Annotated in this window: 18 protein-coding genes; 12 read left to right on the plus strand and 6 right to left on the minus strand. The window is 51.2% G+C overall.

The features are described from left to right. Nucleotides 1-131: 131 nt before the first annotated feature. Genes FRIGORI9N_RS04765 through FRIGORI9N_RS04780 form a run of 4 tightly spaced genes read left to right on the plus strand, consistent with a single transcriptional unit; the run spans nucleotide 132 to nucleotide 3592 of the window. Nucleotides 132-1019: a branched-chain amino acid ABC transporter permease gene (locus FRIGORI9N_RS04765; RefSeq protein WP_371717159.1), complete on the plus strand. Its 888-nt coding sequence runs from the start codon at nucleotides 132-134 to the stop codon at nucleotides 1017-1019. Beyond that, entirely contained in the window at nucleotides 1016-2089 is a 1074-nt protein-coding gene (locus FRIGORI9N_RS04770; protein ID WP_159568709.1) for an ABC transporter ATP-binding protein, read from the plus strand. Before FRIGORI9N_RS04765 ends, FRIGORI9N_RS04770 begins: the two co-directional genes overlap by 4 nt. Beyond that, nucleotides 2086-2859 carry an ABC transporter ATP-binding protein gene (locus FRIGORI9N_RS04775; RefSeq protein WP_159568710.1) on the plus strand — a complete coding sequence of 258 codons (774 nt, stop codon included), beginning with the start codon at nucleotides 2086-2088 and terminating at the stop codon, nucleotides 2857-2859. The genes FRIGORI9N_RS04770 and FRIGORI9N_RS04775 overlap by 4 nt, the downstream gene beginning before the upstream one ends. Then, complete coding sequence (locus FRIGORI9N_RS04780; RefSeq protein WP_159568711.1) at nucleotides 2852-3592, plus strand: ABC transporter ATP-binding protein; 741 nt, start codon at nucleotides 2852-2854, stop codon at nucleotides 3590-3592. The genes FRIGORI9N_RS04775 and FRIGORI9N_RS04780 overlap by 8 nt, the downstream gene beginning before the upstream one ends. Before the next feature lie 12 nt (nucleotides 3593-3604). Here FRIGORI9N_RS04780 and FRIGORI9N_RS04785 read toward each other — a convergent pair whose 3' ends face one another. Further along, entirely contained in the window at nucleotides 3605-4627 is a 1023-nt protein-coding gene (locus tag FRIGORI9N_RS04785; protein WP_159568712.1) for a CDP-6-deoxy-delta-3,4-glucoseen reductase, read from the minus strand. Between FRIGORI9N_RS04785 and FRIGORI9N_RS04790 the strand changes: the two genes are divergently transcribed. Then, complete coding sequence (locus FRIGORI9N_RS04790) at nucleotides 4619-5581, plus strand: SDR family NAD(P)-dependent oxidoreductase (protein WP_159568713.1); 963 nt, start codon at nucleotides 4619-4621, stop codon at nucleotides 5579-5581. The two genes, FRIGORI9N_RS04785 and FRIGORI9N_RS04790, sit on opposite strands and share 9 nt — an antisense overlap. A gap of 19 nt (nucleotides 5582-5600) precedes the next feature. Here the strand turns inward: FRIGORI9N_RS04790 and FRIGORI9N_RS04795 are convergent, their stop codons facing one another. From FRIGORI9N_RS04795 to FRIGORI9N_RS04805, 3 genes are read right to left on the minus strand one after another with little or no spacing between them, the layout of a single operon-like run. Further along, complete coding sequence (locus FRIGORI9N_RS04795) at nucleotides 5601-5876, minus strand: polyhydroxyalkanoic acid system family protein (RefSeq protein ID WP_159568714.1); 276 nt, start codon at nucleotides 5874-5876, stop codon at nucleotides 5601-5603. Between the two features lie 50 nt (nucleotides 5877-5926). Next, a complete protein-coding gene (locus FRIGORI9N_RS04800; RefSeq protein ID WP_159568715.1) occupies nucleotides 5927-7054 on the minus strand; it encodes a TRAP transporter substrate-binding protein in 1128 nt (375 codons plus the stop codon). Between the two features lie 2 nt (nucleotides 7055-7056). After that, entirely contained in the window at nucleotides 7057-7743 is a 687-nt protein-coding gene (locus FRIGORI9N_RS04805; RefSeq protein ID WP_236550800.1) for a lactate utilization protein C, read from the minus strand. Nucleotides 7744-7946: 203 nt separating this feature from the next. Between FRIGORI9N_RS04805 and fdxA the strand changes: the two genes are divergently transcribed. The 7 genes from fdxA to FRIGORI9N_RS04840 all read left to right on the plus strand — a co-directional run bounded on the left by fdxA (nucleotide 7947) and on the right by FRIGORI9N_RS04840 (nucleotide 13269). Further along, the gene (gene fdxA / locus FRIGORI9N_RS04810) at nucleotides 7947-8270 is read left to right on the plus strand and encodes a ferredoxin FdxA (RefSeq protein ID WP_159568716.1); all 324 of its coding nucleotides are present in this window, start codon (nucleotides 7947-7949) and stop codon (nucleotides 8268-8270) included. Nucleotides 8271-8303: 33 nt separating this feature from the next. Next, a complete protein-coding gene (locus FRIGORI9N_RS04815) occupies nucleotides 8304-9110 on the plus strand; it encodes a ferredoxin--NADP reductase (RefSeq protein ID WP_159568717.1) in 807 nt (268 codons plus the stop codon). A 114-nt stretch (nucleotides 9111-9224) separates the two neighbouring features. Further along, complete coding sequence (locus FRIGORI9N_RS04820; RefSeq protein WP_159568718.1) at nucleotides 9225-10460, plus strand: polyhydroxyalkanoate depolymerase; 1236 nt, start codon at nucleotides 9225-9227, stop codon at nucleotides 10458-10460. After that, nucleotides 10453-11094 carry an RnfABCDGE type electron transport complex subunit B gene (locus FRIGORI9N_RS04825; protein ID WP_159568719.1) on the plus strand — a complete coding sequence of 214 codons (642 nt, stop codon included), beginning with the start codon at nucleotides 10453-10455 and terminating at the stop codon, nucleotides 11092-11094. Before FRIGORI9N_RS04820 ends, FRIGORI9N_RS04825 begins: the two co-directional genes overlap by 8 nt. Beyond that, nucleotides 11091-11723 carry an endonuclease III gene (gene nth, locus FRIGORI9N_RS04830; protein ID WP_159568720.1) on the plus strand — a complete coding sequence of 211 codons (633 nt, stop codon included), beginning with the start codon at nucleotides 11091-11093 and terminating at the stop codon, nucleotides 11721-11723. Before FRIGORI9N_RS04825 ends, nth begins: the two co-directional genes overlap by 4 nt. Further along, a complete protein-coding gene (locus tag FRIGORI9N_RS04835) occupies nucleotides 11720-12817 on the plus strand; it encodes a hypothetical protein (protein WP_159568721.1) in 1098 nt (365 codons plus the stop codon). Before nth ends, FRIGORI9N_RS04835 begins: the two co-directional genes overlap by 4 nt. Nucleotides 12818-12834: 17 nt before the next feature. Beyond that, a complete protein-coding gene (locus tag FRIGORI9N_RS04840; RefSeq protein WP_159568722.1) occupies nucleotides 12835-13269 on the plus strand; it encodes a DUF1841 family protein in 435 nt (144 codons plus the stop codon). A gap of 98 nt (nucleotides 13270-13367) precedes the next feature. Here FRIGORI9N_RS04840 and FRIGORI9N_RS04845 read toward each other — a convergent pair whose 3' ends face one another. Further along, entirely contained in the window at nucleotides 13368-13700 is a 333-nt protein-coding gene (locus FRIGORI9N_RS04845; RefSeq protein ID WP_159568723.1) for a cytochrome c, read from the minus strand. Between the two features lie 22 nt (nucleotides 13701-13722). Then, nucleotides 13723-13986 (minus strand): c-type cytochrome, encoded by a 264-nt coding sequence (locus FRIGORI9N_RS04850; protein ID WP_236550839.1) that lies wholly within the window; start codon nucleotides 13984-13986, stop codon nucleotides 13723-13725. Between the last annotated feature and the right edge of the window lie 167 nt (nucleotides 13987-14153).

A 14153-nucleotide genomic window follows, 5' to 3' on the forward strand; every position in this document is an offset into this window, starting at 1 on the left:
CGAATTGCTCTATTCTTTTTCCGACACACCTTATTTCAACTGCTTTGGCGTACATGGATATTTTTGCGCAACAACTGATCAACGGCTTGGTGCTGGGCAGTATTTATGCCTTGGTGGCACTCGGATACACCATGGTTTACGGCGTATTGGGCTTGATCAATTTTGCACATGGCGAAGTCGTCATGATCGGCGCCATGGTCGCTTTCAGCGCCATTACTGTGTTTGTCGGCATATTTCCAGAAACGCCTGGCTGGATACTTTTCCTGGTAGGCGTACTGTGCGCAGTGCCCGTGTGCATGTTGGTCAGCTTCTCAATTGAACGCTTTGCGTACCGTCCCTTAAGAAATGCACCACGCCTTGCCCCTTTAATTTCTGCAATCGGCGTATCAATTATTTTGCAAACTCTCGCCATGATTATTTGGGGGCGCAATTACCTGATATTTCCAGCCACCTTACCCACAGACCCCATCGTTTTACACACCTTTGCACCAATCGCAGAAAGCGATTATGAAAGGATTGTTTCCATCACCCCCGTGCAACTTCTTATCGTTGTGGTGTCGGCTGCGCTTATGTTTGGCCTTACCTACACAGTGAACAAAACCCGTCTGGGCAAGGCCATGCGTGCCACATCCGAGAATCCGCAACTGGCCGGGCTTATGGGAATCAACGCAAATTCAGTGATCGCCGCAACATTCGTCATTGGTGCAGCTTTGGCGGGTGTGGCCGGTGTCATGGTGGCAGCCAATTATTCAGTGGCCCATTTTTACATGGGCTTTTTACCTGGGCTAAAAGCCTTCACGGCTGCAGTACTTGGCGGTATTGGCAACATCTACGGCGCCATGTTGGGTGGTCTGCTTTTGGGAATTGTCGAAAGCCTTGGTGCCGGTTACTTAGGCCAATTAACCGGCGGCTTTCTGGGTTCTCACTATCAGGATATTTTTGCCTTTGCCGTGTTGATTTTGGTGCTCACCCTTCGACCATCCGGTCTGTTGGGCGAAAGGGTGTCGGATCGCGCATGAGCAAATTGTCCAACCGCCATCAACAAATCATCGGATTTTTGCTGGTTGCAATTGCACTGGCTGCTTTGCCTTGGGTAGCAGGTTTAATTGGTAACAGCTGGGTTCGCATCCTGAACATAGCATTGCTATATGTGATGCTGGCCTTGGGCCTGAATATCGTGGTTGGCTTTGCCGGGTTACTCGATCTGGGTTACATCGCTTTTTATGCAGTAGGCGCTTACGTTTACGGTTTGCTCGCCTCTCCCCATTTAACGGATAACTTCGAAACCGTTGCCGCGCTGTTTCCAGAAGGCCTGCATCTTTCGATCTGGCTGATGATTCCCTTGGGTGCATTGATCGCTGCAATTTTCGGTGTGCTGCTCGGCGCCCCCACGCTTCGACTGCGGGGCGACTACCTGGCAATTGTTACCTTGGGGTTTGGCGAAATCGTTCGACTCTTTTTGAACAACCTGAATGCACCTGTCAACATTACCAATGGTCCGCAGGGCATCAACATGATTGAGCCTGTTCAAATAGCAGGTGTTCGCTTTTCACGCACGGTCGATATTTTCGGCATCGATGTGCCAGCACTTCACCTTTACTACTACTTGTTTCTGGCACTCACGCTGATCATCATCGTGGTGTGCATGCGCCTGCAACACAGTCGAATTGGCCGCGCGTGGACAGCGATTCGAGACGACGAAACCGCAGCAAAATCCATGGGTATCAACACCCGCAACATGAAGCTGTTGGCCTTTGCGCTGGGGGCCTCGTTTGGTGGTGTTGCGGGTGCCATGTTCTCTGCCTTCCAGGGCTTTGTCAGCCCGGAATCTTTTGGTTTGATGGAATCGATCATTGTGCTTTGCATGGTGGTACTGGGTGGCATGGGCCACATTCCAGGTGTAGTTTTAGGCGCATTGTTGCTGGCTGGTTTCCCTGAAATTCTTCGGCAAGTGGTTACCCCTGTTCAAGAGTTTTTATTTGGCACCGTGCTGTTGGATGCAGAAATTCTGCGCTCTCTAATTTACGGCCTCACCATGGTCTTGGTAATGCTGTATCGCCCAGAGGGGCTTTGGCCACAACGCAAATGAGCACAACTTTGTTTAGCGCCACTCACCTTAAGAAAAGTTTCGGCGGCATTGCAGCTGTCGATGATGTCAGCTTGAGCATTCAGGCAGGGGAAGTTGTCGGACTGATCGGTCCGAACGGCGCTGGCAAAACCACCTGTTTTAACTTGATCACAGGGTTGTATATGCCCGATGGCGGCCAGCTGGCATTTAAGGGAAAAGTCTACAAACCAGCTTCACCCCATGTGATTGCGCGTATGGGGTTGGCACGGACCTTTCAAAACATCCGTTTGTTCAAAAGCATGACGGCGCTTGAAAATATAGCGGTAGGGATGCACGGCAAAACACGTCAAGGTGTATTGGGTGCGGTGCTTCGCACCCCGGCGCAGCGCCGTGAGGAACAACACATTCAACAACGGGCCGAGCATTGGTTAAATTACGTTGGCATTGGCGCTTACGGCAATCACCTTGCGGGGCAATTGTCCTACGGCGATCAGCGACGCCTGGAAATAGCACGGGCCTTGGCCAGCGAACCCGCACTGCTTGCTCTGGATGAACCAGCCGCGGGCATGAATGCCAGCGAGAAATTGAAACTGCGTGAGCTATTGCTTCAAATTCGAGAGGACGGAAAATCGATATTGCTGATCGAACACGATGTCAAACTGGTCATGGGCATTTGTGATCAGGTGACTGTGCTCGACTACGGCAAAGTCATCGCCCAAGGTACACCAGTACAAGTCCAGCAGAACCCTGCCGTGATTGAAGCCTATTTGGGAGGGCTTCACCATGGCTGAAGCCATGCTCCACATTCAAGGCCTTACAGTGGCCTATGGCGGCATTCAAGCGGTCAAAGGTTTAAGTTTTCAGGTACAGCAGGGGGAACTGGTGTGCCTGATCGGTTGCAATGGAGCAGGCAAAACCTCGACCATGAAAGCCATTGCAGGCCTTCTGCCATTTCAAGCCCACACTGCCAGGTTCAATGAAACGATCGACCTGACAACCCTGCCTGCGCACCAAAGGCTGCCCAACGGATTGGCCTTGGTACCCGAGGGTCGAGGAATTTTTACCCGAATGACAGTACTTGAGAATCTTGAACTGGGCGCCAACATACGCCTTCAGGCCGGTGTACCCAAGGCACAAATTCTTGCTGATCTCGAGAAAATGCTGACTCTGTTCCCACGCATCAAGGAACGACTGAAACAATCCGCTGGAACCTTGAGCGGCGGAGAGCAACAAATGCTGGCGGTGGCCCGCGCCTTAATGGGAAAACCCAAGTTACTGTTACTGGACGAGCCCAGCATGGGCCTGGCCCCCTTGATGGTCGAGAAAATTTTTGAAGTCATTGAACAGGTGCACCGTGAAGGCATGACAATTTTGCTGGTGGAGCAGAATGCGCACATTGCCTTGCAACTTGCCAACCGCGCTTACGTGATGGACTCAGGCTTGATCGAGTACGAGGGCCTGGCCAGTGAGTTGATCAATGACCCCAGAATTCGTGAAACTTATCTGGGACAAGTGTCGCAATAAATCGAAGTGAATTTATTGTGCATCGGCCATGGACGTAAATGAGTCGGCGTAAAACTCATCGTCGGGCAAGCCACATTGCGCAGTGAAATCACGCTGGGCCGACTCGATCACAATGGGTGCGCCGCAGGCATATACCTGGTGCCCACTCAAATCAGGAAAGTCTTGAATCACGGCCTGGTGCACAAACCCGGTTCTTCCTGTCCAGTTGCAATCGGCAGTGGCATCGGAAAGCACAGGAACAAATTTGAAATTTGAATACTCGGCAGTCCATTGCATTGGCAAATCCAGCATGTACAAATCTGCCTTGGTTCGCGCCCCCCAATACAATACGAAGTCGCGCGTATTGTTTTTAAAGAAAGCCTGTTCAAGCAATGATTTAATGGGGGCAAAGCCAGTACCGCTGGCAAGCAGAACCACTGGTTTTGTAGAATCATCACGCAAGAAAAATGTACCGAATGGTCCTTCAAAACGCAAAATCTCTCGTTCTTTCATCGTGCTGAATACACGATCAGTGAACAAACCGCCTGGCATGTGTCGAATGTGCAGCTCGATGCCACCCTCTTGATACGGCGCATTGGCCAAGGAATAGCTGCGGCGAGACCCGTCACGCAACATGAACTCAATGTACTGCCCCGCATTGAATTGCAGCACTTCATTGGCGGGCAATTGCAATTTGAGAACAGCCACATCGGTCGCGGGTTTCTCGATACTTTGCAAACGGCAAGGCATTTTTTTAATGGGTATATCACCCAAACCGGAAAGTTCTCGTACCTTCAACTTCACCGGGCTCAAGGGCTTTGCACAGCAGGTGAGTACTTTTCCGCGCACGCGCTCTTCTTCGCTTAACGCACGCGACTGGTAGGTGCCGTAATCCACCTGACCTTCAATCAAATCAGCCTTGCACGATCCACATGCGCCGTCTTTGCAGCCATATGGCAAAATGACATTTGCGCGCAGTGCTGCCGACAACAAAGTGTCATCAGACTCGCATTCATACTGTTTTTGACTGGGAAGAATTTCTACGTTGTGAATCATCAAACTACTTTCCGTGACATCGACAAACCCGACGGGCTATTTTTCAAACGCAGTTTGCCCCGTCGCTTCAGGCAAAGCAATGTGAGCGTTGCAGGCTGCGGGCAAGTGGGCTTGGTCTTGTTGCAAACCTTTCCAGATCAACATTTTACAGCGACTTATCGCCCTGGGGCGGAGACTGAGGCAAAGCGTGCCGCCATCTTGGCACACAAGGCTCGCCCACTGGCCATTGACCTGAATTCAAAAAGCTCGCTGCTGCGTTTGATCGCGCTGGGGCACCGAATTATCTGGATGGCACCACCCAACTCGACTATACAAACAGACAACACACTGAAGAAACTGATTTTGTGGGCCGCCACGCGCGCAAAGGTGCACAACAAACCTGCACCGCGCATTAGCTATGTATCAACAACCGGCGTTTACGGTAATGCGCAAGGGCAATGGATCAACGAATACACACCGTTGAATGCACAATCGGACAGGGCCAAACGGCGAGTCCATGCAGAGCAACAACTGCGAATGGGTTTAAAACTTGGCGTACATGTTCACCTGCTTCGTGCCCCGGGTATTTATGGTGACAACCGCTTGCCAATCGATCGAATTAAAAATGGCACACCCGCCTTGCTGCCCGATGAAGACGCATGGTCCAACCACATTCACGAACTGGATTTGGGCCGTTTAAGCCGCTGGGTAAACTACAAGGGTGGTGTATTTGAGGTACTGAACGCTTGCGATTCCAAACCCAGCAAAATGGGAGACTACTTTGACTTGGTGGCCGACGCATTTCAACTGCCACGCCCACCCCGCTATTCAAGAGCGGAAGTGAAACAAATGGTCAGCCCCATGATGTGGAGCTTCATGTCGGAATCACGGCGTATTGAATCAATGAACCAGAGAAAACTGGGATTCCGCCTGCGCTATCCCAGCGTGGCCGACTTTCTCGCCGTGAAATCCTGAGTGAACGTCAACTGCTTTTTCAGGCAAACATTTTGTCGATATTTTTGTCGATTTCAGCCTGAATTTTCCCCTTGAATGCTTTCAACATAAAGCCCAGGGAAATATCAACGGTCACGTCTTTGTCAGTGACATCAAGCTTGCCTTTCACACCAGAGCGCGTGAAATTCAGGGTGTTGCCCTGCCATTGACTATCCAGCTGGAATTCTTTTTGCAGTTGATCAGCCAATTTTTGGGCAGTTTGCCTGGCTTCTTCCAGGGTTAAATTGTGTGCTTTGCGGGCATGAATATCAGACATATCGGCTCACTCTTGAAGGTGTTATAGCCGCATATTAACCCAGCGCGAGTTCACACGGTAGAGAACCAAAAATCGAACGCCATTTTAGATGAAGGTGTCAGATCATTCTCAAAGCCCACAACTCGCTTGGCAAAGCGCATTTGAGAATCAATAATTCGTTTGAAAATTCGACTGTTGGCCGATTCCCTGGCGATAATTTTACGCCACGCGGTCAGCTGCGCCTTCAAAATATCATCGGGTGTGACGTAATACCGAACACCCTGCTTGCGGCGCATTTCCTCGTAGTCAGTTGAAAACCGGTCGGAGGCCTTCCAGCTTAAATCGGCTGACGAGGCCTGCAAGGCGTACCGAATAATGGAACGCATGGCAAAGGGCAAGCTGTCAAAACGTTGTTTGTTGAAAATAACCTCAAACACTTCACTGCTTTGATGAAAGCTTCGAATCATGCACACCGAAGACACGCTGGGAAAACCCAGGGCGCGGTCTGAACTGGGGTTGTTGAACTCCGCGGCATCAATCAAACCTTTGTCCAGCCAGGGCACAATGTCTGCAGGTTGCAAGGCCGTGGTGATCAAGCCAAGTTCTTTGAATACCTCAGCTGCAAGCCCCACAGCCCGAAAACGCATTTTGTCGAGATCCTTGATGCTCTCGATGCGATTTTTAAACCACCCCAAAGGTTGTGGTGTCAAAGGCCCGTACATAAAGCCCTGAATGTTCAGGTTCATTTCTTTTTGAACCAACTCGTCGTAGAGCTGTTGACCGCCACCGTACTGAAACCAGGCCAGGATCTGGTTCGAACTCATACCGAAGCTCGGGCCACTTCCAAACAGGGAAAACGCCGCATGGCGATCGTGCCAATAGGTGGGGACTCCGTGACCGCCGTCGAGCTGCCCCTTGTGCACGGCATTTTGAATACCGAACGCTTTGACGATGCTGTTGGTGGGGTACACATCGATACGCAGCTCGCCGCCCGACATGTCGTTCACCTTTTTGGCAAAGTCTTGGGCAAACTCATTGAAAATGTCTTTGGTGGGCCAGGTGCTCTGAAACTTGAACACAATTGGCTTTGCTGTTTTGACCGAAGCAGCTGACTGGGCAAGCACAGGGGCCGCCATGGCTCCTGCAGCGCCTGCCACCAAAGCCTTTTGTACAAAACGTCGCCGGGAATCGTCGCGCATACTTATTTACCGACCAGAATAAGATGCACTCGATAGGGGCCATGGGCACCCAAAACAATTGTTTGCTCAATGTCTGCCGTGCGCGATGGGCCAGACACAAAATTCAGCGCACGTGGCATGACACGCCCTTCTTTTCGCAAAAGCTCAAATGCATCTTCCATGGTGTGCACCACTTGGTCATCGCGAACAATTGCAATGTGTGTTTCAGGCAAAAGGTGTGTACTTGCGGGTTCATCTACTTTGCTGGCAAACACCAGCGTACCGGTTTCAGCCACCGCACAGGCCACTGCGCTGATACCAATCAAGTCGTCACCGGTGGGTGCGCCAAGGCGCTTCTCATGCGGCAAAACCGACCAGTCAAGTTCATTCAATGCTGGCCAAATGGCAACGGTACCGGCTAATTCATTCTCGGCAAGGTAAGAAGCGCAAGCTTGAGTCACCTCGCCAAGAGACTTTACCCGTTGCACCGTACACAGCATCGCCCTGGATTTTTCCTCAAACAGGGCAACCACGTGTTCAACCGGGCTGGGGGCCGGGCCTCGGGTTTTTCGGGTCATATAACTCTTGGCCAGAGTCATTTCATTGTCGTGCATCGTTTCAGGCCGGGATTGAAGGCTGCGAATCCGATTCAGAATTTCTGACCGCGCCGCGGAGGTATCCAGATCATCGTCATTGAAAGATTGGCTCAAAGTACACCTTTAAGTGCGGCTCGAAGCCGCGAGTAGTTATTACCCAACACAGGTATTCGTAACAATCATTATAGAAAAAGCACGCCGCAATCGCCCCTAGGGTATGCCCCATGCCAATTGGTAAATTCGAGCGGAGGTTCAGGTGCAATGCAGCCCAATCGATTACAATGACTTGTTATCTTGCTTAACCAATCATTTTCACCATGACACACGTAGTTACCGAGTCTTGCATTAAATGCAAATACACCGATTGTGTGGATGTTTGCCCAGTCGACTGTTTCCGCGAAGGTCCCAATTTTTTGGTGATCGATCCCGACGAATGCATCGATTGTGCTGTTTGCATTCCTGAATGCCCTGTCAATGCAATTTATGCCGAAGAAGACGTACCCGCTGCTCAGGTCAAGTTCATTGACATGAACGTGGAGCTGGCCAAAGACTGGCCAAGTATCACACGCATGAAAGCGCACCTGCCCGATGCCGATGACTGGAAAGACGTCCAAGACAAGTTGCAATACCTTGAGAAATAATCAACCTCGAGGCAGTTCCAATCGAGTAGTTCAATGAGTGAAGTTGAAGACAAATACACCCGGGAAACAATTACCAGCGTACGTGTCTGGGTGCCGGGCAAATTGTTTTCCTTCACTTGTAGCCGGCCAGCGGGCTTTCGCTTCACAGCGGGGCAATTCGCAAGGCTGGGCGTAGACAACACCCTGCAATTGCCGGGCGAACCTGAAATCATCTGGCGAGCCTACTCCATGGTGTCAGGCCCGTTTGATGAACATCTCGAGTTTTTCTCAATTGTCGTTCCCGACGGTGCTTTCACAAGCCACCTAAGCCAGCTTCAGGTGGGATCTCCTATCTACATCGACAAAACCAACTTTGGTTTCCTCACCACGGCACGATTCGAAACCGGCAACGACCTTTGGCTGTTGGGATCAGGTACTGGCCTGGCACCATTTCTTTCGATTCTTCACGACCCACACACTTGGGAACAGTTTGAAAACATTGTGCTGGTTCACAGCGCCCGCACAGCCGAAGAACTGGTCTATCAAGAGATGATCAATGGTTTTGTTGAACACCCAGTGCTCAGTGAACTGATTGACAACGTCAAAAAACGCTTTGTTTATGTGCCGGTGGTTACCCGTGAAAAAGTCCACAACTGTTTGAGCGAGCGAATTACCACGCTACTGGAACAAGGTGCCTTGACCGAATATACTGGTTTACCCATCAACATTGAACGCAGCCGTTTCATGATTTGTGGCAACCCCGAGATGGTCACCGATATTCGTAAAGTATTGAAATCAAAAGGCTATTCCCCTGCACGCCGAAACAGCCCTGGTGAAATTGCCGTTGAAAACTACTGGTAATCGAAGAATCACTCAAACATGTTGCAATGCAACAATGTTTGCACGATAATCTTTAGTACCCTGACACATCATTGTCAAACCATGACAATCGCCTAATAAAGCCGGAGGCACCCCATGCTGTATCAAATGCACGAATTCCAGCGCGCACTACTCAACCCAATGACCATCTGGGCCGAAGCTGGCTCCAAGCTGTACAGCAACCCGTTCAGCCCATTGGCCCATTTGCCGATGGCACGTCGAATTTCCGCTGGTTTCGAGCTGATGTACCGTTTGGGCAAAGAGTACGAAAAACCCGACTTCGGAATCACCACTGTCAAATGCGGCGACCGTGAAGTGTCGATTGCCCAGGAAATCGTTGAAACCAAACCTTTCTGCAAGCTGATCCATTTCCGGAAAATGATCCCTGCTGAATCCAAACCCCTCAAAGCCCAGCCCAAGGTTTTGGTGTTTGCGCCGTTGTCGGGCCACCACTCCACCTTGCTGCGCGACACAGTCAAAACCCTGTTGCAAGACCACGATGTATTCATCACCGATTGGGTAGATGCCCGCATGGTGCCCCTGTCCGAAGGTGAGTTCCACCTCGATGACTATGTACATTACTGCATCGAATTCATTCAGTTGCTGGGTCCCGATGTACATTTGATTTCAGTGTGCCAACCCACCGTGCCGGTTATGGCTGCGGTCTCGCTGATGGCGTCGAACAAAGACCCCAAACAAGCCAAAAGCATGACCATGATGGGCGGCCCGATTGACACCCGCGAAAGCCCCACGGAAGTGAACAACCTGGCCATGAAAAAGCCCTACTCCTGGTTTGAAAACAATGTGATTTACAGCGTGCCACACACCTACCCTGGCTACCTGCGCCGCGTGTACCCCGGCTTTTTACAGCACTTGGGCTTTGTCAGCATGAACCCCGACAAACACACGCAAAGTCATTACGACTTTTACATGCACCTGGTTGAGGGTGATGGCGAAAGCGCTGAGAGCCACCGCCAGTTTTATGATGAATACAATGCCGTGCTGGACATGCCGGCTGAATACTACCTGGACACCATCAAAACCGTATTCCAGGACCATGCTTTGCCGCTGGGCACCTGGGAAGTTCGAGGTCACCACGTAAAACCGGAAGATGTAAAAACCGTTGCCCTGCTGACCATTGAAGGCGAGCTCGATGACATTTCAGGCCCAGGCCAAACCAAAGCCGCACTCAAGCTGTGTAAAAACCTGCCTGCGGACAAGAAAGAGCATTACGAAGCCATGGAGTGCGGACACTATGGTATCTTCAGCGGTCGCCGTTGGCGTGAAAAGGTTTACCCGAAAATCCGCGAATTCATAGCCAAGAATGCATGAGCAACTTGTACAACAGATAGACGATCTACTTCCTCAAACCCAATGCACACAATGCGGGTTTGAGGGCTGCTTGCCTTATGCCAATGCCTTGGCCCGACAAGAGGCTGACCTGAACCGTTGCCCCCCAGGCGGCGAGACCACCATTGCGGCATTGTCTGCACTTCTCAATCTTCCAGAAAAACCTGTAGACCCCAACTGCGGCTCAACCATTGAGCGACACATTGCGAGCATCAACCCCCAGCATTGCATTGGCTGCACCTTGTGCATCAAGGCGTGCCCAGTTGATGCCATCGTTGGCAGCAGCAAACGCAGACATGCGGTCTTGGCTGAACTCTGCACGGGCTGTGAGCTGTGCATTCCTCCCTGTCCGGTTGACTGCATCGACATGGTGTTCATACCGGAATTCAGCGCTTGGGATCAAACCCAGGCGCATGCGGCCCGTGCGCGAATGCAGACCAGGGAAATACGCTTGATACGTCAAAAAGACGAGCAGTCGGAAAGACTCGAAGCCAAGGCAATTCACAAACTGGACGAACTCGATGACATCCCCAGCCCTGATGCTGCTGCGAAGAAAGCGGTAGTACAGGCCGCGCTGGCCAGGGCGCGGGCACGGCGACAGACACAATCATCATGAACAAAGAAAAACGCACCGAGATTTTTAAACGTTTTCAGCAGACCAACCCGGAACCAAAAACCGAGCTTGAATATTCAACCGCGTTTGAATTACTTGCTGCGGTTTTACTGAGTGCACAAGCCACGGACAAAGGTGTGAACATTGCTACGCGCAAGCTGTTTGCGGTCGCCAACACACCAGCGGCGATTGCAGCGTTGGGTGTTGCGGGCGTAGAGGATTACATTAAGACCATTGGTCTTTTTCGATCAAAAGCCAAGCACCTTGTGCAAACAGCCGAAATTTTGCGAGACGAGCACAATGGCGAGGTACCTGCGGACCGGGAAGCACTTGAAAGATTGCCTGGTGTGGGTCGAAAAACCGCCAACGTGGTGCTCAATACCGCATTTGGACAACCCACCATGGCGGTCGATACGCATATTTTCAGGATCAGCAACCGCACTGGAATTGCCCCCGGAAAAGACGTACTTGAAGTTGAAAAACGCCTGCTAAAGCTGGTGCCACAAGAATTCATGCTAAATGCACACCACTGGCTGATTTTGCATGGACGCTATGTGTGCAAAGCACGCAAACCGGAATGCACTCGTTGTAGTATCGTGGACTTGTGCGAATTCAAAAAGAAAACAACATGAGCCACGCAATTTGCGTTCAAGTGTTTACCGAGGTCAGGCTTGAGGACGCGGCTACGCTGATTGAAGACGCAGTGGAAAAGGCGGGCTTACGCCGGCACTCCGACTATATCAGCCGGGTTATTCTTTTGTGCACACCCCATTTCGCCCCTCTGTTACAAGATCTTGCACAACTGTGTGTCAGCAAAACCAACTGTATGAATGTTTGGGGTGGCTGTGCCTCCGGTTTGTTGGGTCAAGGCCGCGTATACAGCAACGAACCCACCGTTCTGGTTGCAGTGTTTGGGAAAGAATTTGAAACCCCGCAAGACAACATTCCGACCGGGCATGCGGCATTGAACCTGTGTATGGTTGAGCACGAGCAAGTGCTGACCGACCACTGGACACTGGCCGATTTCGAACCAGAATCAAGCGTAGTACAGGCCGACACCCTGGGTTTGTTGTCGTACGGCGCAAATTACGCGAAAATGCCGCGTGTTGAACATGGTCGCCTTAGCGGCGAAGCCATATGCGCAACGCAGTTATTGGTACAAAACCCCTTGGTTCTGAATTCAGAAGGACTCACCTTTCTGGGGCCCTATCAAACGGTGACGGAAAGCAATGGTCTTTTCCTGATTCGTGTGGGCAATGAAAAGGCTGCCACAGCGCTTCAATGCCCAAACGAACAACCCCGCCCCGTGGGTATGCGCTTGCAAGTAGTTCACGAAAAAGGCGAAAGCTGGATACCCGTGATGGAAATTCATGCTGACGGCACTTTGGGACTGGCTGCACCCGTACTAAAAGGGCAAAAAGTGCGCTTGGCCCACAGAACGCCCAAGGCGATTGACCGGGAAATTCACGAATGGATGCCCACGGTCAATGCGCATTTCGACAACCAGGCACCGCAGGTGGGTATTCTTTTCGCTGGTTTTGAGCGCAGCCAAATGTGCCACGCTGACGACAACGACATTGCCACAGTATTGACCCATTTCCCGATTACCGAATGGATTGGTGTTTTTGGTCAAGCAGCATGGCTAAACCAGGGTGGCACGGTAGTTACGCCCCCAAGAAACAATCGACTCAGTCTGTGCCTGTTTAATAGCCCACAGATGCAATAAAACGAGGTGCCCCTTTCATGTTCAACCCCACACGCGACCAAGCACGACTGTTTTTCTTGAACAGCTGGAAGAAATACCACAAGGAAGAACCATTGAGTGAGGCGGAAAGCCTGGCTTTGCAATGGATGACCAAACACCCCGAATACTTTGAAATTTTTGACACTGAGCCCGAGGCTATTCTTGCTGCGGACTTCTCGGTAGAGGCAGGCCAAAGCAATCCGTTTCTGCACCTGTCCATGCACCTGGCAGTGGCCGAGCAAGTCAGTATTGATCAACCGCCTGGTATTCGGGCAGCCTTCGTCAAATTGTGCGAGAAAATGGGCGATGACCACAAAGCGGCCCACCAGGTGTTTGAGTGTTTGGCTGAACAAATTTATCAGCAGCAAAAAAACGGCGTCGCATTCAGCAGCGAAAACTACATTCAGTGCATTCTTGAGCACAGCGGAGTTTAACCGCCCAATCGAACTACCCAATAAAAAACCCGCCTAAGCCGAGAAGCTTGAAGCGGGTTTCATGATGTTTCAGGTTTGGTGAAACCCGAAAGACCAATTTATTTTTTCAGGTACAAATCACCTTCAACCGAGGCAAAGAAAGCTGACAGATCATTGATGTCTTGCTGGCTCAGACCAGCAGCCATACCCACCATAATTGCATTATTGCGTCCGCCCTTCTGATACTGCTTCAAGGTGTTTGCAATGTAGTCCGCGTGCTGACCAGCAAGCTTGGGGTAAGAAGGATCCATGGTTTTGTTCCAGTTGCCTTCAACAGCGTGACAAGCCGCGCACTGTGCTTCGGCCTTGGCCTTGCCAGCGGCAATGTCTGCAGCCTGAACTGAAAATGATGCTGCAAACAAGGCTGCAGCGATAGCGAATGTAGTTTTCATATTGAGTGGTCCTTGTTGCAAATCACTTGGCTTGTGCGTAGTACGCAGCCAGGTCAGCGATGTCTTGTTCGGTCAACGTTTCAGCAATCCCGCGCATGGTGGGGTGCTTGCGGTCGCCTTTTTTGTAGGCGATCAACGCGGCTTCAATGTACTTGGCGTTCTGGCCTGCAATATAGGGCACGCTGTACACCTCGGGGAAGCTGGCTTTGTAACCGGGAATACCATGGCAGCCAATGCACATGGACTTCTTCGATGCCGCTGCCTCGGCGTTGCCTTCGACAGCCATTGCGGGGGTAGCAAAAGCCACCGCAGCCAACAGGCCGGTTGCGCCGATTGCGCTCATTGCGCTCATTGCGCGAACAGTCAAACCGATACGTTTCATCTCGCTCTCTCGTCAACAAATGTAATTGGTGGTCAGCCGCGCCATATTGTGTAATAGGTGGCGCTGGGCAA

The organism is Limnobacter sp. 130, from assembly GCF_902506325.1.
Taxonomy (GTDB): domain Bacteria; phylum Pseudomonadota; class Gammaproteobacteria; order Burkholderiales; family Burkholderiaceae_B; genus Limnobacter.

Coding starts and splice junctions, on each gene's coding strand:
- FRIGORI9N_RS04835 (WP_159568721.1), top strand. CDS start 11,720: ATGAGCCACGCAATTTGCGTTCAAGTGTTTACCGAGGTCAGGCTTGAG.
- FRIGORI9N_RS04815 (WP_159568717.1), top strand. CDS start 8,304: ATGAGTGAAGTTGAAGACAAATACACCCGGGAAACAATTACCAGCGTA.
- FRIGORI9N_RS04795 (WP_159568714.1), bottom strand. CDS start 5,876: ATGTCTGATATTCATGCCCGCAAAGCACACAATTTAACCCTGGAAGAA.
- nth (WP_159568720.1), top strand. CDS start 11,091: ATGAACAAAGAAAAACGCACCGAGATTTTTAAACGTTTTCAGCAGACC.
- fdxA (WP_159568716.1), top strand. CDS start 7,947: ATGACACACGTAGTTACCGAGTCTTGCATTAAATGCAAATACACCGAT.
- FRIGORI9N_RS04825 (WP_159568719.1), top strand. CDS start 10,453: ATGCATGAGCAACTTGTACAACAGATAGACGATCTACTTCCTCAAACC.
- FRIGORI9N_RS04820 (WP_159568718.1), top strand. CDS start 9,225: ATGCTGTATCAAATGCACGAATTCCAGCGCGCACTACTCAACCCAATG.
- FRIGORI9N_RS04785 (WP_159568712.1), bottom strand. CDS start 4,627: ATGATTCACAACGTAGAAATTCTTCCCAGTCAAAAACAGTATGAATGC.
- FRIGORI9N_RS04775 (WP_159568710.1), top strand. CDS start 2,086: ATGAGCACAACTTTGTTTAGCGCCACTCACCTTAAGAAAAGTTTCGGC.
- FRIGORI9N_RS04765 (WP_371717159.1), top strand. CDS start 132: ATGGTTTACGGCGTATTGGGCTTGATCAATTTTGCACATGGCGAAGTC.
- FRIGORI9N_RS04770 (WP_159568709.1), top strand. CDS start 1,016: ATGAGCAAATTGTCCAACCGCCATCAACAAATCATCGGATTTTTGCTG.
- FRIGORI9N_RS04780 (WP_159568711.1), top strand. CDS start 2,852: ATGGCTGAAGCCATGCTCCACATTCAAGGCCTTACAGTGGCCTATGGC.
- FRIGORI9N_RS04845 (WP_159568723.1), bottom strand. CDS start 13,700: ATGAAAACTACATTCGCTATCGCTGCAGCCTTGTTTGCAGCATCATTT.
- FRIGORI9N_RS04800 (WP_159568715.1), bottom strand. CDS start 7,054: ATGCGCGACGATTCCCGGCGACGTTTTGTACAAAAGGCTTTGGTGGCA.
- FRIGORI9N_RS04850 (WP_236550839.1), bottom strand. CDS start 13,986: ATGGCTGTCGAAGGCAACGCCGAGGCAGCGGCATCGAAGAAGTCCATG.
- FRIGORI9N_RS04840 (WP_159568722.1), top strand. CDS start 12,835: ATGTTCAACCCCACACGCGACCAAGCACGACTGTTTTTCTTGAACAGC.